The following is a 21,297-nucleotide window of genomic DNA, read 5'->3' on the forward strand; positions in this document are numbered from 1 at the left end:
GATTGCATATGTTGATGAATTCACAAATCATACAGGCCCATAACGAAAGATTATCCGTACAGCATGCCCGCCGTTTTGCATTTGCTGCAGAAACGATTTCCGGTATCGAAAGTATTTTACAAAAGCTGATCGATTTTCAGATCGCCATTCCTTCCTGGGCATTGGGCACCGGCGGTACCCGTTTTGGCCGCTTCAGTGGTGGCGGCGAGCCACGTGCACTGGAAGAGAAGATTGAAGATGTGGGATTATTGCATGCGCTGAACCGATCGAGCGGTGCTATATCACTGCATATTCCATGGGACATCCCATCTGATCCCAAAAAGATAAGAGAACTGGCCGCACAACACGGATTGGGTTTTGATGCAGTGAACTCCAACACTTTTCAGGACCAGCCCGGTCAGCAGTACAGTTATAAATTCGGCTCTCTGCAACATGTAAACAAAGCAGTAAGAAAACAGGCGATAGCACATAACCAGGAAGTGATACAACAGGGGATCGCGCTGGGTTCGCAATCACTCACCGTATGGTTATCGGATGGCTCCTGTTTTCCCGGTCAGCTGAACTTCCGCAAAGCTTTTCAAAACACATTGGAAGGGTTACAGGAAATTTATGCGGCTTTACCGGCAGATTGGAAAATGTTTGTAGAGTACAAAGCCTATGAGCCTAATTTTTATTCTATGACAGTGGGTGATTGGGGGCAATCGTTATTGTACGCCAATAAACTGGGCAACAAAGCCTATACACTGGTTGATCTCGGACACCATTTGCCCAATGCCAATATCCAACAGATCGTAGCCTTGCTGCTGCAGGAGAAAAAGCTGGGTGGATTTCATTTTAATGACAGTAAATACGGCGATGATGACTTGACCGTAGGCAGTATCGATCCTTATCAGCTCTTCCTGATCTTTCATGAACTGGTAGAGGGGATGGATGCCAGGCAGATGAACCATGCCAAAGATCTTGGCTGGATGATCGATGCGTCACATAATGTAAAGGATCCGCTGGAAGACCTGCTGCAAAGTGTAGAAGCCATCATGATCGCCTATGCGCAGGCGCTGCTGGTAGATGCTGCTGCTTTAGAAGAAGCACAGGAAAACAATGATGTAGCCGGGGCGCAGGAAATATTACAGGAAGCCTACAGAACCGATGCGCGCGCGATGGTAGCGGAAGCCCGTTTGCGTGCCGGCGGGGCATTGGCACCTTTACAGTTATTCCGCGACAAATCAGTTCGTCAGCAATTGATAAAAACAAGGGGCGATAAAACCACTGCTACCGGCTTATGAGTAAACTACCTGTCATAGCCGTGTTTGATATTGGCAGGACCAATAAAAAATGTTTTCTGTTTGATGAACAGTACCGGATAGTATGGGAACAATCTGTGGAAGTAGCTGAAACAGAAGACGAAGATGGATTTGCCTGCGAAGATATACATGTCCTCACGGCATGGATAAAGCAGACGATGAAGCAGGTTTTGCAACTGGAAGGATTTGCTGTAAAAGCCGTTAATTTCTCGGCCCATGGCGCCAGTTTTGCGTATATCAATGAACAGGGGCAGCCGGTGGGGCATTTGTATAATTACCTGAAACCTTACCCCGAAGCATTGCAGCGGAAATTCTATACCAGTTACGGCGGTGAACAGGCTTTTTCTTTGGCAACCGCATCACCTGTGCTGGGGAGCCTTAATTCGGGTTTGCAGGTGTACAGATTGCAAAAAGAAAAACCGGAACTATATGCACAGGTCCGGTATGCATTGCACCTGCCGCAATATATCAGTTACCTGGTTACAGGAAAACCCTGTGCAGAAATTACCAGTATCGGTTGTCATACGGGCTTGTGGCATTTTTCGCAAAGGCAATACCATGAATGGGTGTATGAAGAGGGATTAGATGAAAAATTTCCCTCTGTACTTCGTTCTGATGCGGTACTAGAAGCAAGGGAGACGTATGGTAAGATCAAGGCGGGCGTAGGATTACACGATAGCTCGGCGGCACTGGTTCCTTATTTGACTTCGTTTGCGGAACCCTTTGTGTTGCTTTCTACCGGTACATGGTGTATCGGTCTCAATCCATTTAATACAGAACCATTGACTGCTGCCGAATTGGAGCAGGACTGTTTATCTTATCTGAGTTATCAAAGACAACCCGTAAAAGCTTCGCGTTTATTTGCCGGACAGGAACATGAACTGCAGGTAAAAAGATTAGCCAAACATTTTGCAGTGGCAGAAAACTATTACAGACAGGTAGATTATAATGAATCATTGCTGGAAAAAGTATTTACTGCCAGTAAAAAAGAACCGGTGTTTACCGGTTCGCGTCCTTCTGCCTTTGGCGAAAGGGAACTGAAGGGTTTTGCGGGTTATGAAGAAGCCTATCACCAGTTGATCAGTGATATCATGCAGCAGCAGCAATTGGCTATTTCGCTGATACTTTCTTCTCATCCACCCACCCGAATTTTTGTAGATGGCGGTTTCGCCAGAAATTCCGTGTTCATGCACATGCTGGCCGCCGGTTTTCCGGCAATGAAAGTGTATGCGGCGGCTGTATCGCAGGCTTCTGCCCTGGGTACAGCACTGGTACTGCATGCTGCCTGGAACACACAGCCCCTTCGTCGGGATCTGGTAGCGCTCACAGCCTATTCCAGTGGCAGTTGACATTGATATCTTAACGTAACTTTATTGACTGCCTGTTTTGGGCAACCTGTAACTTTGCAGTGGTCTAATTGTTTAGAATATGTATTTTTCGTTGATGAAAAAGAACCTGTTTCCGGTTTCCATATCTGTCGTGTTAGCGATGGGACTGTTTGCCTCATGCGGTTCGGCCAGGAACAGTCAGGAATCAAACCTCGTACAAAATAGCTATTGGCAGAAAGACAGTCTAACCGTAAATGGCGATAATACCGACTGGACCAACTCTTTCACTTTTACAGATGAGAAAACTGGATTGTCCTGCATCGTTTCCAACGATCGGGAGAATGTATATGTACTGGCAGCTACCGCTAACGAAACAACCATACAAAGGATACTAAGAGGTGGACTAACCTTATACATTAATAACCACGGCGTGAAAGAAGAAGCAGGTGCAGCAGGCATCAGTTTCCCCACAGGTAACAGGATACAGCGGGGAGATAAACTGCTGAACGACCGCCCCGAATTGCAGCAGAACAAACAAGTGGCATTAGCTGCCGTGCAGGATTATTCTCTCTTCGGGTTCCCTGATCTAAAAACACCGGAGAATTTTGACTATGGTAAATCCAATCCTGTGGGAATTCAACTGGCAATCGGGTTAAACGCCACAGGTGCATTGGTGTATGAAGCTGCGATTCCCCTGGCATCTTTTTTAAGTAAAGCGGCAGCACTAAACCCCGGCAGAGCCAGTATTGCCATGGGTTTAGTACTGGAAAATGTTCCGGGGCAGCCGGGCTCGGGTGGTCGGGGTGGTGGCTTATCCATTGGCAGCGGTTTGGGCTTTGGCTCTTTCGGCAGTGGTGGCGGGGTAGGTTTATCAATAGGTACAGGAAGTCTTGGCAGAATTGGTGGTGGTAACCGGCAGGGAAAACCTACCAAACTCTGGAAGGAAGTGATGCTCTCCAGGCCTCCGGCAGTTGCTCCCGCTAACAAGTAATCCTTCTTCCGACCTTAGCCGTAATTCACTTGTTTTTTGTAAATTGTTGCTATCAAAACCTCTAACGATGGCAACTTCCCGTAGAAAATTTTTGCATACACTGGGTGCTTCCGGTTCATTATTACTGGCCGGACTTCCTGCAATGGCAGATCCCGGAAAAGTACAACAGTTATTATCCTCCGTAAAAGTAAGCGCCAATGACAAAGTGCGGATCGCTTTGATAGGAGCCGGTATCATTGGTCATTACGATACCGAAACAGCTCTTAAAGTACCGGGTGTGGAACTGGCTGCAGTTTGCGACCTCTACCAGGGCAGGCTGGACAGAGCCCGGGAGAAATGGGGTAATGATTTGTTTGTTACCCGCGATTACAAGGAAATTCTTTCCCGAAAAGATATCGATGCTGTTTTGGTTTGCACCTGCGATCACTGGCACGATCATATCACGATCGACGCACTGAAAGCAGGTAAACATGTGTACTGCGAAAAACCCATGGTGCATCATGTAGAAGAAGGACTGGCTGTGGTGGCCGCACAAAAAGCCAGTGGCAAAGTGTTGCAGGTAGGAAGCCAGTCGGCCAGTTCGGTTTTATTTTTAGAAGCGCAGAGATATTATAAACAGGGTATCGTGGGCGAACTGGCCTATGCAGAAGCTTACAACGACCGTAACTCAGCCAATGGTGCCTGGCAATATACCATCCCTTCTGATGCGAGTCCGAAAACCATTGATTGGGACAGGTTCCTGGGCGATGCGCCGAAGATCGCTTTTGATCCCGTTCATTTTTTCCGGTGGCGTAATTACAAAGCCTATGGTACAGGTGTAGCTGGTGATCTGTTTGTACACAATTTTACAGGCCTGCATACGGTAACCGGTTCTTATGGCCCGGATACCATCTACGCAGCAGGTGCTTTGAATTACTGGAAAGATGGCAGAGATGCCTATGATATTGTAACCGGTATTATGCGGTATCCAAAAACAGCAGAACATAACGGTTTCCAGTTTTTTACAAGAGTGAACCTGGCGGATGGTGCAGGTGGGGGTGCGGGCAATCGGTTTATTGGTACAGAGGGGGTGATTGAAGTAAGATCAAACAGCATCCGCGTCAAACATTTTAAAAGACCAGTGGCGCCGGGTATTGGTGGCTATGATTCGATGGAGAGTTATACAAAAGCCATGCAGCAATCTTTATTGGCGGATTATGATGCGAAATACAGTGCAGAAGATAAAAAAGCGAAAGTAGGGGAGGAAATCATTTTTGAATCGCCTAAAGGGTATGACAGCAGGCTGGATCATATGATTAATTTCTTTGAATCTGTGAGAACCGGTAAAACAGTATTGGAAGATGCTTCTTTTGGACTAAGAGCCGCAGGCCCCGCCATTTTATGTAATACCAGCGTTGAGAAAAACGAGGCCATTCACTGGGATCCGGTAGCGATGAAAGTAATTAAAGCAAAAGCATAGTTTTATAATACATCCATCAGTAAAATCATCATGTATATATATCCTGTTAATGTAAGACTACTCGTTATTTCTTTTCTGCTGTTATCAACTGTTTCTGCACAGAAGGGGAAATCCATACAGGCCTGGTTCACCAGTCCGGGGCAAAATGTATTTTTCAAAAAACAAGTAACGCCTGTTTATTTCAAAAGCAAGGATTCAGCCCGGCAAACCGTGATTGAGATTGATGAAAGCAAACGTTATCAGTCGATCGATGGTTTTGGCTTCTCCTTAACGGGAGGCAGTGCCTTGAACCTGATGAAAATGAAGAAGGAGGAACGCCTGGCTTTGTTGCAGGAATTATTTGGTACAGAAAAGAACCATATCGGCACCAGTTATCTCCGCATCAGTATCGGTGCATCTGACCTGGATGAAAAAGTATTTTCGTACAATGACCTCCGCGAAGGCGAGAAGGATGCTGAACTAAAACGGTTTGACCTCGGTTATGATAAAAAATACCTGCTCCCGGTTTTAAAAGAGATTCTGCAGATCAATCCATATATCAAAATCATGGGGTCGCCCTGGTCGCCACCGGTATGGATGAAAAACAACAATGATACCCGCGGCGGTAACCTGCTCAAGTCTGCTTACCCTGTATATGCCCGTTATTTTGTTAAGTATATAGAAGCGATGCGCAAAGAGGGAGTCAGGATAGATGCGGTAACAGTGCAGAACGAACCACTGCACCCCGGTAACAATCCCAGTTTACAGATGCTGGCCAATGAACAGGCTGAGTTTGTGCGCGATCATCTCGGACCTGCTTTTGCTGCCGCCAAACTGAGCACTAAAATCATCATCTACGATCATAACGCAGACAGGCCCGATTACCCGATCACGGTACTGAATGATCCGGAAGCTAAAAAATATATTGATGGTTCTGCCTTTCACCTCTATGGAGGAACGATCGATGCTTTATCGCTGGTGCATGATAAACATCCTGATAAAAATATCTACTTCACAGAGCAATGGGTAGGGGCACCGGGTAATTACCTGGGTGATATCAGCTGGCATGTAGAGAACCTGATCATAGGTGCTACCCGCAACTGGGCCAAAACGGTATTGGAATGGAACCTGGCATCTGATGAGTTCTACAAACCTTTTACCGACAGGGGAGGATGCACCAGCTGTCTGGCAGCTGTAACTATTGATCAGGGTAAAAAGAAAGTAATACGCAATCCAGCGTATTATATCATTGCACATGCAGCCAGATTTGCAAGACCGGGTTCGGTACGGATAGGTTCCAATATGGTAGCGGGATTACCGAATGTGGCGTTTAAAACGCCCGCGGGCAAATATGTATGTATTGTGCTGAACAAAGAAACGGCTATCCGGAATATTACCATCCGCTGGCAAAATCAGACAGCCGATCTGATCATACCCGCCAAATCCGTAGCTACGTATACATGGTAGATCAGGAAGAACTGTTTCTCTCTATCAGGCTGCTTTTGATCACAATCTTGTCTACCCGGTTACCATACACTTTTTTCTCTACCATCCTGAAGAGAAGCGAAGCAGCTTCCTTACCTATTTCAAAAGCTGGTGGTGTAATGGTGGATAAGGAAGGTGAGAGGAGCGAAGCCGTTCTTAAACATGAGAAACTGATTACTTTCAGATCTTTCGGGATCTTCAGATTGATTTCGTTGCAGGCATAATAAGTAGAGATCGCCAGTTTTTCTACAGAAGAAAGAATGGCATCGGGTCTGCCGCGCATTTTCAGCACTTTTTTGATCAACTCCTGGTTGGCTGCATCATCGTTGGAGCATTCCACAATCATTTTAGGATCCTGTGGCAGGTTATACTTTTTCAGTGCAGCGAGGTAACCATTCATCCTGTTAACAGTGGTGGACAGGTACCCGGCCACTCGCAGGTAGGCAATTTTCAGGCACCCCGCTTTGATCAGTTGCTCTGTGGCTTTAAAACCTCCGTCAAAATCATCTGTTGTTACAGTAGGACAACCGGGGTCATCCGGTACACGGTCAAAAAACACCACAGGGAAACCCGCATTCTGCAGTTCAGTGAGCTGGCTGCCGGTAGAAGTATCGCTGCAAAGCGAAATCAGTACACCATCTACACGCCCACCCTGCAGGTGTTTGATGGTAGATTCCTGATCCTTGGCATTTTCGTGGGTAAGGTAGGTAAGTACATGGTACCCTTTTTGCTGAGCCACTGTTTGAATACCATTGATGGCAAGGGCAAAATAATTATTGGCGATCTCGGGAATAACTACGGCAACTGTAAGACTTTTTTTTCTTCTGAGACTGCTGGCAAAGGGGTTGGGCTGATAATTCAGCTTTTCGGCCATTTCCAATACCCGTTTTTTTGTTTCGGCACTGATTTCGTAACTGTCGCGCAGTGCCTTCGATACCGAAGAGATCGATAAACCCAGTTCTTCTGATAGTCTTTTTAAATTGATACTGCTCATAAGAGTGGTGATCAGTTTTTCGCACCAGCTATCAGCTGCGTGGCAACAACAATCAGTCTAATATACTGATTTTACGAAAACAAGGGAAAACGTTTTCGTAAAACCCGGTAAAGTTTTGATAATAACCGGTGTATCACGAAAATGGGCGTAGAATTTTTTAGTAGTTCTACGCCCGTTTGGCTAAACAAACCGGATCTATTTTTTCGCTTTCAGTGCTTTGTATCTTAACAGGGCTTCGATATAATAATAGTCGGCATAGGTAAGTGGCACATCTATCTCTGAATTGCCCGGTAAATGTCCGGTGCTGTGTTTCAGGATAAACCCGCCATTTTGTCCATATGGGGCTGTATAGGTAGGCGATGATAATGAACGGATCACTTTTTCCGCAAATCCGGTATACGAATTACCGGATGTTGGATCAACATATTTCGTTAGTTCCAGCAAGGCAGAAGCTGTAATAGCGGCCGCCGATGCATCGCGATAAGTGGCCGGGATCTCAGGTGTGTTATAATCCCAGAAAGGGATTTTATCTTCCGGAGTGGTGGGATGATGCATGATAAACGCTGCGATCTTTTTTGCATGTGCCAAATACCTGGAATCTTTTGTACAACGATACATCACTACATACCCATACAAACCCCATGCTTGTCCCCGGGCCCATGCAGAGTTATCCGCATACCCCTGGTGTGTTTTTTTGGAGATCACATGCCCATCACTGATATCATAATCCACCACATGCCAGGAACTGTTGTCGGAGCGGTAATGATTTTTCATGGTGGTATTGGCATGCGTTACAGCGATCTTGTAAAAGGAAGAGTCGCCGCTGAATTGTGTGGCCCAGAACAGCAGTTCCAGGTTCATCATATTATCGATGATTACCGGGTATTTCCAGGCACCATGGTCCCATGATTTGATCACACCTGCGGTAGGGTTAAAGCGGGTAGACAAAGATTTGGCGCTGTTCAGCAGAATCTGCTCATATTCTTTGGATGGCCTCAAACGGTTAGCGGCGCCAAAACTGCAGAACATCATAAAACCCAGATCGTGGGTGCCTTTGTTGAATTGTTCATTTTCAATGATTTTCTCTACTCTCTTTTCTTCCGCCAGCAAAGCAGGATCTTTTGCATATTCATAGAGATATAATAAGGATCCGGGATAAAAACCGCTTGTCCACCAGCTGGATTTGCTGGTCTCGAATTTTTTAGTGAGGGGATAGTAGGTTTTCGGTAAAACATCGGCCGGCAATTGTGTGCTCAGGTATTTGTATTGCAGTACTGCTTTTTGCAGGGCTGAGTCAATTACTGTCAGTAAATCCGGTTGAACTTTCTGTGCCTGTTGTGCAGGCAGGGATCCCGATAGAAGAGCCAATAGCAGGAAGCGACCGATTATTTTTTGTATCTGCCACATATAAAATGGTTAAGGTGAAGTCTTTGTGTGAAAAGAGAATGCCACACAAGGTGCGGCATTCTCTTTTGTGCTTAATAAACAATACGGATAAAAGAGTTATTCAGGAATCTTATCCAATGGCGCAACATTTAGTTCTGCACCTGAATAGCCAATATTCTGATTGATGCGCCCATCTGTATTACCCTGGATTGCGGATTGAGGAATAGGCCATAACACATGGTAAGGGCTTATCTTCATCATATCCTGGTGGTTGGTAATGAAATTCTGCGCATAGAAAACATTTTTCTCTAAAATCCGGTCAATCATAAAATTGGAAGTAGAAAAGTTAGCCAGTGTATAGGTTTTGCCATTATAGGATTTACCTGTTTTGGCAAATAAATAGGCAATTCTGGTTAACTCTGTTTTACGCCCTTCCTCATAGTATAATTCCCTGGCTCTTTCATCCAGCACAGTACCAATATTCATGCTGGCAGCATTGGTGTAAGGGGCGCATTTAGCCCTTGTTCTTACCGCATTTATATCTGCCATAGCGAGATCATTCTGACCTTTCCATACGTAGGCTTCAGCACGGATCAGGAAGGTTTCTGCCAAACGCATCACATACCAGTCTGTATGACCACCTCTCATTGGTGTGTTTTCAATATCAGGAACATATACTTTGTAATGAGGCCATGGGTACCATCTGCGTAAAGTGTCTTTACCGTTACATAATTGTTTACCTGTAGAACTGAATAGCTGTAGCCTTTGACCATAATAAGGATCCACCCCTTTTAAAGCCGGATTACTGTAACGCAGGTTTTCCATGTACATCCAGTTGCCAGAGGTAGAATCATGTCTTAGATCCTTTACATCATCCCAGATATCCTTGTAGTGATAAGATGTTGAGCGGCATCGGCCAATACCCCTGCCATACCATTGCATATTATCAAATTCAACTCCGGCGAGCGGAGAAATGCCTACACCGCCATTGGGTGTAACGATACCGGCAATGGAAATTCCGGGAACACAATTACGCATGGTCTGGATACCGCCGGCAAAGTTATTAGGAACACCTATACGTTCTGTAACCAGGAATAAAACTTCTGTATTGGCTGCAGCAGCTTTATTTTCCGGACGGTGTAAATCCCAGGTTACATTTTTTGCGGCATTACCCGCATCAATACCAAAACGGTTTGTCATCAGTTTATAGGTGCCACTATTTATTACGGCCGAAGCGGCTGTAATGGCCTCATCAAACAATCCAAGTGAAAGATTGATCTTTGCCAGTAAATGATACACGGCGCCCTTGTTCACATCACCTTTATCAGCAGTCCAGGGTACATATTGAACAGCAAAGTCGAGGTCTGACTTCATTCGCTGCAGAATCACTTCTCTTTTAACTGAAGCGTAATCTGTTTTAGCTTCTGTTAATTCTTTTAATGGACAGGGAACATCTCCAAACTGATTGGTTAAGCGGTAGTAATCATAAGCCCTGTAAAAATAGGCTTTGCCTAAAATGATATTTCTGGTCGCTTCCGGTATAGCAGTAGCCGCCGGCAAACGGGAAACAATTGTATTGGCTAAACGAATGCCAACCCACTCCTGGTTCCAATACCAACCGATTTTATTGAAATCGCCACTGTTCAATTGTGCGTCCGGTTTGATCTGCAGGTCCATATTCTGCGCCGGACCGGTTTTGTCATCTGTTCCTTCTACTGCCACTTCCGAGAAGATGGTTTCAGTGATGATGGGGGCACCATCGCCATACCATTCGTCGCGAAGATTGCGGGCACAGGCATTTAAGGCAGCATTAAAACCAATGGCATCTACCAAAGTATTTTCAGGAGAATTGATGGATAAGGGTTTTGGTTCCAACCAATCCTTCTTACAACTCTCTAAAATCATCACGCCAAGTAGCATGATGGCTGATGAACGGATTATTTTATTAATATTTTTCATTTACTTTTTTTTAACAGGTTAGCTTATAAAGTAAGGTTTAATCCAAAATTATAAGTCAAAGGTGTTGGGGTTTGATTAGTCGTTCCATTGGCACCATGATATTCCGGATCAAAATAATCCCAGTTAGAGAATACTTTCGCGTTTACGATGTTGAAATAAACTTTGAGAGCATCAATTTTCCATTTTTTGGTAATTTCTCCGGGAATGGTATAGGCAAGACTAATATTACTTAACCTGATAAAGGAAGATTTTTTATAATGGTTCCAGGTAATACCGCCACCTCTCTGGCCATATAACTTGCCCCATTCATTTGTAGGATTGGAAGGAGTCCAGTACGGAGTTTCATAAAAGTTTACACGATCATAAAATACCAGTCCCTGGTTTCTTTCTCCGTTGGTAGCTTCATTGAATCTGGTAATCTGCCCCATTTTCGCGTATAGGGTAAATGAGAAATCAAAATTCTTATAAAGTTTAAATTCATTTCTCATGTTCCAGGAAAATTTAGGTGCAGAATTGCCTACAAATTCTCTGTCTGCTACGGTATATTTTCCATCACCATTTTTATCATTCAATCTGAAATCGCCAGGGGTAAAGCCAAATGATTTGGCCAGGGCAGCATCAGCGGTTTGCCACACACCTATTGTTTTGTAATCATAAATCTCAGAAATAGCATGACCGATAAACCATCCATTGTTAATATCATCTTTCTCGGATGAACCTATTTGTTTTCCGGTTGCATCATAATCCGGAGTGGCGCCGTATAAATGGATGATTTTATTCTGGTTGCTCCAGATCCCAAATGTGGTGCTCCAGTTGATATTTTTCTTCCGCATGTTCTGGGTAGTAACAGAGAATTCAAATCCTTTGTTTTGTACCTCACCCAGATTTACCAATACAGAACTGAATCCTGTAACAGTAGGTAACGAGCGGTTAACCAGCAGATCTTTGGTAGTTCTGTTGTACAAATCAAATGTACCACTAACTATACCTTTAAAAATGGAAAAGTCAATACCAAAATTCACAGAACTGTTTCTTTCCCATTTCAAATTCGGGTTCGACAGGTTGTTTGCCTGTACATAAGAGGTATTATACACAGCTCCACCTGATGTCACAAAATTATAGGTGCCTGAGGAAAGGTTTGATAGGGCGGCATAACGACCGATTTGTCTGTTCCCGTTTTCACCATATGAAATTCTCACTTTGGCATAATCAAGCCAATTAGCTGTTTTCTTCATGAACCGCTCTTCACTAATAGCCCATGAGAATGCGGCAGAAGGGAAGGTAGCTCTTGGATTAGACTGGCCGAATGCGGAATAACCATCCCGTCTTGCTGTGAAAGTGAAATAATAACGTTGGTTATAGTTGTAGTTGATACGTCCCATCAAGGCATCGCCGGTTTCGTACTGATCGTCGCTGGAAACAATAGGGGCCAGCGTACCTGCCTGTATGGCATTGTATCCCAGGTTGTCATTGGGTGCAAAATTTTCTGCCTGAATATTGGTATTCCATGACTGGAATTTTTCCGCATTGAAGAGGAAGGTAGCTTCAAATGTATGTTTACCAAATTGTTTATTCCAGCGGATAATGTTATCCCACTGCCAGGAATAAACAGTCTGATTTCTTCTGTTCACGATACCTTTTCTGGAAGCCACATCCGGCTTTTTAGAAGAGATATGCTGGTATTCGCGCAACACATCGTAGCGGGGTGAAAAGTTAACCTGGTAAGAAAACCCCCATGGCAATTTCCCTTTAGCAAAAATCGAGGCAAAGAAATCGTCGTACTTGTATAAACGGTTGGTGTATGCCTGATCTAAAAAAGGATGTGTATTGGAACCAGGGTCGTCATTGGAACTTTGCCTGAGTGTTACACCATCAGCCTGATAGAATGATCCCCATGGCGGAGTAGAGGCAATATCTCCAAACCTGACAGGTACACTACTTTCATCCCGGTTGGAATACTGGAAATTAATACCTACGGTTAAAAATTCAGCAGCTTTTGCTTCTAAATTAAAACGGGTACGGAAGGTTTTGTACTGGTCACCAACAGTGATACCTTCATTGGTAAGGTATCCCAAAGAGAAATAATAGTTATAATCATCTCTTCTTTGTGCAATACTTACGGTATGATCATTTTGCAGGGCATTTTTATTATAAATCAGGTCTTCCCAGTTCAGATAATTCCCGGCTTTGATATTGGTTTGTTCTATGGGTTTCCACTCGTTGCGGTTAAGCCACACATTGGTAGGGTCAAGACCGTTTGACCCATCGAGTGCCAGCCACTGTGCTACTGTAAAGGTAGAAGGCAGTTTGGCAGGATTTAGAAACTTATATTGAATACCAGGTTTGGAAGTTGAATCAAAGTTGGTTTTAGCCCATTCTGCCGCTTCACGGAAATCCAGGATTTCAGGCCCGGTTAACAGATGGGGTTGGTTAACCACTTTATTGATACCGAAATTGCTGTTAACTGTAATAACGGGTTTGCCGATTTTTCCTCTTTTAGTAGAGATCAGTATAACGCCATTGGCAGATCTGGCACCGAATACGGCAGCAGAGCTGGCATCTTTCAGGATATCAATAGTAGCAATATCGTTCGGGTTGATATCGGCCATGGTGCCGGGATAAATTACGCCGTCAAGCACTATCAGCGGATCGGAGCTGGCAGTCAGGGTACCCTTTCCCCTTACCTGTAAACTGGCACTGGCACCCTTGGTACTTGGGTCAAAACCCACATCCAGGCCAGGTGCATTTCCGCGAAGCATATCCTGTACGGAACGTGGATTTTCATTTTCAAGTTGTGTGGCTTTCACCTGCACAACCGAACCTGTAAGGTCTTTTTTGGTACGTGTACCATATCCAACTACTACTACATCATTCAGTCCAGACACTTCTTCTGCGAGTGAAATGTTGATACTGGTTTTGCCTTTTACGGCTACTTCTTTGGTTCCATAGCCCGTATAACTGAATACCAGTGTACCATTCTCCGGCACATTGGGGATCGAAAACGATCCCTGGGCGTTGGTGGTAACTCCTCTTGTAGTACCCTTAATCATCACACTCACACCTTCGAGTGGAGAATTTTTGGCATCAGATACTTTACCTGTAATAGTAACAGGAGGTGGTTTAAGGGCAGATAGCTTGTATTCCACCCTCCCGGCTTTTGCCGGATTTGCGAAGGATCCCGAAAATATCACAAAACATACCAAGCATAGTATGCACGTGAACGGGCCTGCTTTGAAAGCATTCGTTTTTTTCTTCATAATGGCAAGTGTTGGTTTTGATGAATAACAGTTGCAAAGGGTGGTTAACCCTGGTTTTCGCAACCATTAATTGTTTGTTAAATTATAATAGTTTTCCAAGTCTTTATCAATCCATCGGATTTTGTCTTCCGATTTCTACGAAAAGGTTTTCGTAGATAAACCCCCTTGCGCCCCCCGGTTAGCAGTAAATTTATTTGCGGTAAATTGATCAACGATTGCTTATGCCAACTACTAATTTATTCTCCGGAATACTGTGTGTCACAGTAAGGATAATCCCTTTAAACGATTGGTGGCAAAGGGTTTCGGCGTATGCTACTGATTGTTTGTTTGCCGGGTTATCTCGCCGTTTTTTTTCTGTAACCGCTTTTCCCGCTACGCAAAACAGAAGCGGCTATGATCGATACTGCCTTGCGACTGCTGCATGGCACCCCAATTTTGTTTTCAACACGGTTGCGGTTAGCTTCCACTATGTGGAATTATTGCTTGCTTCATCAAAACCTGAATCAATCCTTTAAAAATCTGATTATGGTAAAACAACCAATGTATACCCTCTTTTTCCGAAGTCTTTTTTTTGTTTTTCTGTTACTAACTGTACTGCCAGTGATAGCCCGGTTAGACGGTAAACTGAAAAACAGCCGGGTGCTCGTGTATACGAAAAACGGCAAAGGGTATGTACACGATAATATTGCTTCTGCCGTAACCTGTGTAAAAGAACTGGGAGCCGCCAACGCTTTTACGGTAGATGTATCCGATGATGCATCTGTATTTACAGAAGCCAATCTGCAGAAATACCAGTTGCTCATTTTTACGAGCACCAATAATGATGTATTTGATACAGATGAACAGCGGGTAGCCTTCCGCCGCTATATCGAAGCCGGTGGCGGTTTTGTGGGGGTACACTCTGTTACAGGTACGGAACGCAACTGGAAATGGTTTAAACAGATGCTGGGCGAAACTTTTTCATGGCATGCCAAAGGGCAGGTATTCCGGCTGAAGAATATCGATCCCGCACATCCTTCTATGAAAGATGTGCCGACTACCTGGGACCGGCATGATGAATGTTATTTCGGAAAAGAACTCTATCCCGGTATGAAAGTGCTGATGGTACACGAACTGAGCTCGCTGCAAAAGGACCAGGCCGATCTGATCGATAAAAACAAAGGTTCTTTTGCGGATTATTACCCTGCCGTTTGGTACCAGCAGTTTGAAGGAGGAAATATCTGGGTAACTACACTCGGCCACAGCAAAGAAAGCTACCAGGACCCCGTATACAAGAACCATTTATTACAGGGTATCCGATATATTGCTACCCGATACAAGGGACTGGATTATTCAAAAGCACATGCTATTTCAAAAGATGACCCTCTTAAAAACTAATACTATGTCAGCCAAAAAACCATTTAACCGCAGAGATTTTGTGAAAACAACCTTTAAGGGCGGTGTAGCCACTTCTCTTGCCATGACAGGATTTCCTACCATTGTTCCCGCTTCTGTATTCGGGAAAAATGCACCAAGTAATAAACTGAACATTGCAGCCATCGGTGTGGGAAGGATCTCCCGCGATCATGATATGGCAGAAACCCTGAAATACGATCATGCGCGGATCATGGCTGTTTGTGATGTTGACAGCAAACGTCTCGCGGAAGGGAAAAAATATGTGAATGATTACTATACCAGAAAAACAGGCAAGGCATACGACGGGGTTACCATGTACAGCGACCATCGCGAGATGTTACTGAATAAGGATATTGATGGTGTACTGATCAGTACCCCTGATCATTCGCACGCTTACCTCGGTATTCATGCGGTGGAAGCAGGGAAGGATGTGTACCTGCAGAAACCCGCTTCCTTAACCATTGCCGAAGGCCGGGCTTTGAGTAATGCGGTTCACCGCACGGGAAGGATCCTGCAGATCGGCAGCCAACAACGTTCTTCTGTGCAGTTCCGTTATGCGGCCGAACTGGTTCGTAATGGCCGTATCGGTACATTGAAAAATGTGTATATCGGATTACCCGGCGATCCGGGAGGTGACGAAGAACCTGAAATGCCCATTCCTTCTACCTTGAATTATGATGCCTGGCTGGGATCAACCCCTTATGTATATTATACGGAGAAAAGGGTACACCCGCAGAATGGTTATGATCGTCCGGGTTGGTTGCGTTGCGAACAGTTTGGTGCCGGTATGATCACAGGATGGGGAGCACACCACATCGACTGTGCGCATTGGGGCATGGATACAGAATATACCGGTCCGGTAGAAATTGTTTGTAATAAAGTAACTTTCCCTTCCAAAGGTTTATGGAACGTACATGGCATTTTTGAAACCCAGGGAACCTATGCCAACGGCGTAAAAATGATCGTGAGCAATGAACTGCCCAACGGTATCAAGTTTGAAGGAACCGAAGGCTGGATTTTTGTAACCCGTGGTAACTATCGTGCCAGTGCCAGTGATCCGGTGCAGAGTAATGCCAATACAAAGGCACTCACTGCCAGTGATGGTAAGATCATCACATCTGTGATAGGAGAGAATGAGATCAACCTCTATAAAAGTGCCGAACAGCACGGCAACTGGCTGGATTGTATCCGTACACGCCAGCAACCTATTTCACCAGTAGAAGTAGGACACCGTTCCTGCTCTACCTGTTTGCTGCATCATATTTCCATGAAAGTGAAACGTAAGATCAACTGGGATCCGATGAATGAGCGTTTCATCAATGATGATGAAGCCAATAGCATGCTGAACAGACCACACCGTTTTCCGTATGAAGTAAAAGGACTGGATTAATCTATCATTGAATAATTGTAAACTGATATCAACAGCAAATGCGTACTACATTATTAACAGGACTTGGTTTATTGCTATTACATGCTGCGATGGCTCAACAGAAAGTAAAACTGATCACGCTGGACCCCGGGCATTTTCATGCGGCGCTGGTGCAGAAATCCATGTACCCGCAGGTAGATCCTACGGTGCATGTATATGCAAAGAAAGGACTGGACCTGCAGTTGCATCTCGATAAGATCAAGGGTTATAATAACAGCACTGTTTCTCCCACCAGCTGGAAAGAAGTGGTGTATGAGGGCGATGATTTTTTTAACCGGATGCTGCAGGAAAAGGCAGGTAATGTAGTAGTGCTGGCAGGAAACAACCAACTGAAAACCGATTATATTCTCAAATCCGTGCAGGCGGGTTATCATGTGTTCTCAGACAAACCAATGGTGATCAATGAAAAAGGGTTTGGTCAGCTGAAGCAAGCGTTTGCCACAGCCAAAAAGAAAAATGTATTACTGTATGATATTATGACGGAACGGTATGAGATCACAACCATTCTGCAGAAAGCTTTCTCGCAACAACCGGCCTTATTTGGTAAGCTGCAGAAAGGTACAGCCGCCAATCCTGCTGTAACCAAAGAGAGCGTACATCATTTTTATAAGTATGTATCCGGTTCTGTGTTAACCCGCCCGGCCTGGTTCCTGGATGTGGCGCAGGAAGGAGAGGGGATCGTAGATGTGACCACACACCTGGTAGACCTGGTGCAATGGGAATGTTTTCCGGAGCAGACGCTCGACTATACCACAGACATAAAAATTCAGGCTGCGAAAAGCTGGCCCACCACTATCAGTAAAACACAATTTACAGAGCTAACCAAGTTGTCTGAAATGCCCTCTTATCTCGATAAGTACACGGATAAGAGCAAACAGAATATTCAGGTACTTTGCAATGGCGAGATCAATTATACCCTGAAAGGGCTGCATGCAAAAGTATCGGTGATCTGGAATTACAAAGCGCCCGATGGCACCGGTGATACCCATTATTCCATTATGCGCGGAACAAAAGCCAACCTGGTGATCCGTCAGGGTGCAGAACAGAATTTCAAACCTACTTTGTACATTGAGCCGCTAGCGACAACAGCTGCATACGAGAAAGCGGCAGCGGAAGTAGTAGAAAAAATCGCGCAGCAATACAAAGGGATTTCTTTGAAAAAAAATACAAAGGGGTGGGAAGTAATTATTCCGGATGTGTTGAAAGAAGGACATGAATCTCATTTTGCACGGGTAACGGAGAAATACCTTGAGTATCTTTCCAAACATAATATGCCGGCCTGGGAAGTGCCAAATATGCTGGCCAAGTATTACACCACTACGCAGGCACAGAAACTGGCCGCCAAAAAATAAATGTATGAAAACACTAACCTTTGCCGGAAGTATTTTTTGGGTTTGCCTGTGTTGTATTTCCTTACAGGCCATGGCGCAGCTAAAACCGTTGCAAACCATCAAAGGAACTACTTACAGGTCTATTTTTGAGATGCTTCGGGATGTACCTGGTTTGGAGGTTACATTGAGTAACGACAAAACAGGTGGTTCTGTGGTTGTTCGCGGGATAGGTAGTTTTAATAACCAGAAGCCGCCGCTCTTTGTAGTAGATGGTGCAATTTATTCAGGCGATATCAGCGCTGTCAATCCACAGGATGTAGACGGGATCAGTGTACTGAAAGATGCCGCATCCGCATCGGCTTATGGTGCGCAGGGGGCAGCGGGGGTGATCCTGATCACCACTAAAAAGGGGCAGGGCGTAAGCAGACAGGCCGTTGTATCCAGTTACAATGCATCGGCCTATACTTATTTTATAGAACATAAAACACCGCTGAAAGTGTTTGATCATAATGATAGTGTGATCATGGAAGGTGTGATACAAAAGCAACAGGATAGTGTTTTGGTCTTTATCAAAAAAAGAAAAGAAGTACGGGTAGCCCTGAGGGATATTAAAAGAGTGGAAATGATACACGAATAAAAGGAGTGGACGCTACATCGTTTTCGTAAATTTAAAAGAGCCATAACGCATATCAGCCAAAAAAGAATCAAATTCATAGAATCAATAAACGAAGGACATGGAATCGAATGAGTTGTTTTCACTAAAAGGGAAAGTAATTGTTGTAACTGGCGGAACAGGCATTTTAGGCGGGGCTTTTGTAAAAGGAATTGCAGCAGCAGGTGGAACAGCGGTGATCCTGGGTCGCAATGCAGCCATAGCAGAACAAAGGGCTCAGGAAATCATAAGCAATGGTGGTAAAGCACTGGCTGTAGTAGCAGATGTACTGGAAGAAGCAGATCTGGTGCGTGCGAGAGATTTTATACTGGAGAAATGCGGCCGGATAGATGGGTTGGTAAACGGTGCAGGCGGTAATATGCCGGAAGGAGTATTACAGCCGGATGCTGATATCTTCTCCATGAATATAGACGGAATGAAAAAAGCGATGGTGCTGAATGTATGGGGTACCATTATTCCTACACAGGTATTTGGCGGTGTAATGGCGAAAAGCGGCGGCGGTAGTATTGTGAATATATCTTCTGTCAGTTCCAAACAGGTGGTGACCAAAGTGCTTGGATACAGTATGGGTAAGGCAGCGGTAGATTGTTATACCCAATGGTTTGCTGTTGAAGTAGCCAACCGTTTTGGGGATAGTATCCGCGTGAATGCCATTATGCCTGGTTTTTTTCTTACTGAACAGAACAGAACCTTGTTAACCAATAGCGACGGCAGTTTTACCGATCGTGGTAACCTGGTCATCAAAAACACCCCTTTCAAACGTTTTGGTAAACCGGAAGAACTGGTAGGGGCATTGATCTACCTGCTGAGTGATGCATCCCGTTTTGTTACCGGTATGCAGCTGGGCGTAGACGGTGGGTTTACTGTATTCAGCGGTGTATAATCCTTTTATCCCTTTAACACAGAAGCCATGAGCGAATATTTTTTAACGGAAGATTTTTTATTACAGGGAAAAGCAGCGAGGCGGTTATACCACGATCATGTGAAAGGGCTTCCTGTGATCGATTACCATTGCCATTTGTCTCCTGCAGATATTGCCGCTAACCGGCAGTTTGCCAACCTGACCGATATCTGGTTAAAAGGCGATCATTATAAATGGAGGGCACAGCGTACCCTGGGTGTGCCGGAAAAACTGATCACCGGCGATGCAGGTGACGAAGACAAATTTCATGCCTGGGCCAGGGTGGTTCCGCAAACCGTGCGCAACCCTTTGTTTCACTGGACACATATGGAACTGAAGAATGTGTTTGGCATCAACGGGTATCTCGATGCGAAGTCGGCTTCCTCCGTGTATCAAAGATGTAATGAATTATTGGCACAGCCCTCGCACAAAACAAGGGCCATTCTGGGTTCTTTTAATGTTGAATACATCGGTACCACAGATGAGCCTTGGGATAGTCTTGAATATCACCAATCACTTGCAGCAGAAAATTTCTCTATCCGGGTATCACCTTCTTTCCGTCCTGACCGGGTACTGATGATCGGCAATAAAAAAAGTTTTTTTGATAACCTGGCACTGCTGGAACAGGCAAGCGGTATTACAGTAAAAGATATCAACTCCCTGTTGCAGGCATTACAGAACCGGGTGGATTATTTTCATGCCAATAGCTGTCGAGTATCCGATCATGGATTAACACAGATGCCTGCCCGCTTCGAATTCAGCGCACAGTTGGAATCTGAACTGCAGTTTTTTCTGTCAGACAGAAAAGGCAGTTATTCCGACCCGGAAGCGTTCATGGGGTATGTATTGGTGCAGCTATGTAAGATGTATCATGCCAAAGACTGGGTACAGCAGTTTCACCTGGGCCCTATCCGGAATAACAATACCCGCCTGAACCAATTACTGGGTGCGGATAGTGGTTTTGATTCCATCGGTGATTTTCCGCAGGCTTTACAAATGTCAGTATTCTTCGATCATCTCGACCAGTCCAATCAATTGGCCAAAACGGTTATCTATAATATCAATCCCTCCGATAACGAAGTGTTTGCGACCATGCTTGGAAATTTCAACGATGGCAGTATCAAGGGTAAAATGCAGTTTGGTTCCGGCTGGTGGTTCCTTGACCAGAAAGAGGGTATGGAAAAACAGCTGAATGCCTTATCCAATATGGGATTGATCAGTACCTTTATAGGGATGATCACCGACAGTCGCAGTTTCCTCTCGTTCCCGCGGCACGAGTATTTCAGACGCATTCTTTGTAACCTGTTAGGGGATGAAATGGAGAAGGGCATCCTGCCGAATGATGAAGCCTGGATCGGAGGTATTGCCAAAGACATCTGTTACCATAACGCGAAAGAATATTTTAACCTGTAAATTTTCATTCAAATAC

Annotated in this window: 15 protein-coding genes; 11 read left to right on the forward strand and 4 right to left on the reverse strand. The window is 44.7% G+C overall.

Annotated elements, in window-relative coordinates; genetic code table 11:
* Positions 1 to 8 precede the first annotated feature (8 nt).
* The 5 genes from AC1RNB_RS08380 to AC1RNB_RS08400 all read left to right on the forward strand — a co-directional run bounded on the left by AC1RNB_RS08380 (position 9) and on the right by AC1RNB_RS08400 (position 6,525).
* Entirely contained in the window at positions 9 to 1,283 is a 1,275-nt protein-coding gene (locus tag AC1RNB_RS08380; RefSeq protein ID WP_493082219.1) for a sugar isomerase, read from the forward strand.
* Positions 1,280 to 2,650, forward strand: coding sequence for an FGGY-family carbohydrate kinase (locus tag AC1RNB_RS08385; RefSeq protein ID WP_493082220.1), 1,371 nt, complete (start codon positions 1,280 to 1,282; stop codon positions 2,648 to 2,650). The genes AC1RNB_RS08380 and AC1RNB_RS08385 overlap by 4 nt, the downstream gene beginning before the upstream one ends.
* 94 nt (positions 2,651 to 2,744) lie before the next feature.
* Positions 2,745 to 3,620: a hypothetical protein gene (locus tag AC1RNB_RS08390; protein WP_493082221.1), complete on the forward strand. Its 876-nt coding sequence runs from the start codon at positions 2,745 to 2,747 to the stop codon at positions 3,618 to 3,620.
* A gap of 67 nt (positions 3,621 to 3,687) precedes the next feature.
* Entirely contained in the window at positions 3,688 to 5,079 is a 1,392-nt protein-coding gene (locus tag AC1RNB_RS08395; RefSeq protein WP_493082222.1) for a Gfo/Idh/MocA family protein, read from the forward strand.
* A gap of 30 nt (positions 5,080 to 5,109) precedes the next feature.
* Positions 5,110 to 6,525: a glycoside hydrolase family 30 protein gene (locus AC1RNB_RS08400; protein ID WP_493082223.1), complete on the forward strand. Its 1,416-nt coding sequence runs from the start codon at positions 5,110 to 5,112 to the stop codon at positions 6,523 to 6,525.
* Position 6,526: 1 nt separating this feature from the next.
* Here the strand turns inward: AC1RNB_RS08400 and AC1RNB_RS08405 are convergent, their stop codons facing one another.
* The 4 genes from AC1RNB_RS08405 to AC1RNB_RS08420 form a co-directional block, all read right to left on the reverse strand.
* A complete protein-coding gene (locus tag AC1RNB_RS08405) occupies positions 6,527 to 7,537 on the reverse strand; it encodes a LacI family DNA-binding transcriptional regulator (RefSeq protein ID WP_493082224.1) in 1,011 nt (336 codons plus the stop codon).
* A 195-nt stretch (positions 7,538 to 7,732) separates the two neighbouring features.
* Positions 7,733 to 8,944: a glucuronyl hydrolase gene (locus tag AC1RNB_RS08410; protein WP_493082225.1), complete on the reverse strand. Its 1,212-nt coding sequence runs from the start codon at positions 8,942 to 8,944 to the stop codon at positions 7,733 to 7,735.
* 96 nt (positions 8,945 to 9,040) lie between these two features.
* Entirely contained in the window at positions 9,041 to 10,882 is a 1,842-nt protein-coding gene (locus tag AC1RNB_RS08415) for a RagB/SusD family nutrient uptake outer membrane protein (RefSeq protein WP_493082226.1), read from the reverse strand.
* A 23-nt stretch (positions 10,883 to 10,905) separates the two neighbouring features.
* Entirely contained in the window at positions 10,906 to 14,028 is a 3,123-nt protein-coding gene (locus tag AC1RNB_RS08420; RefSeq protein ID WP_493082227.1) for a SusC/RagA family TonB-linked outer membrane protein, read from the reverse strand.
* Between the two features lie 636 nt (positions 14,029 to 14,664).
* Here AC1RNB_RS08420 and AC1RNB_RS08425 point away from each other — a divergent pair.
* The 6 genes from AC1RNB_RS08425 (at position 14,665) to uxaC (ending at position 21,281) form a co-directional block, all read left to right on the forward strand.
* Positions 14,665 to 15,516, forward strand: coding sequence for a ThuA domain-containing protein (locus AC1RNB_RS08425; RefSeq protein WP_493082228.1), 852 nt, complete (start codon positions 14,665 to 14,667; stop codon positions 15,514 to 15,516).
* Between the two features lie 4 nt (positions 15,517 to 15,520).
* Positions 15,521 to 16,924 (forward strand): Gfo/Idh/MocA family protein, encoded by a 1,404-nt coding sequence (locus AC1RNB_RS08430; RefSeq protein WP_493082229.1) that lies wholly within the window; start codon positions 15,521 to 15,523, stop codon positions 16,922 to 16,924.
* Positions 16,925 to 16,962: 38 nt separating this feature from the next.
* Complete coding sequence (locus tag AC1RNB_RS08435) at positions 16,963 to 18,315, forward strand: putative oxidoreductase C-terminal domain-containing protein (RefSeq protein ID WP_493082230.1); 1,353 nt, start codon at positions 16,963 to 16,965, stop codon at positions 18,313 to 18,315.
* Between the two features lie 4 nt (positions 18,316 to 18,319).
* Entirely contained in the window at positions 18,320 to 18,931 is a 612-nt protein-coding gene (locus AC1RNB_RS08440) for a TonB-dependent receptor plug domain-containing protein (RefSeq protein ID WP_493082231.1), read from the forward strand.
* A gap of 97 nt (positions 18,932 to 19,028) precedes the next feature.
* Positions 19,029 to 19,850 (forward strand): SDR family oxidoreductase, encoded by an 822-nt coding sequence (locus AC1RNB_RS08445; RefSeq protein WP_493082232.1) that lies wholly within the window; start codon positions 19,029 to 19,031, stop codon positions 19,848 to 19,850.
* Between the two features lie 27 nt (positions 19,851 to 19,877).
* Positions 19,878 to 21,281 (forward strand): glucuronate isomerase, encoded by a 1,404-nt coding sequence (uxaC, locus tag AC1RNB_RS08450; protein WP_493082233.1) that lies wholly within the window; start codon positions 19,878 to 19,880, stop codon positions 21,279 to 21,281.
* Positions 21,282 to 21,297 lie beyond the last annotated feature (16 nt).

This window comes from Sediminibacterium sp. GW821-FHT12F12 (assembly GCF_058806635.1).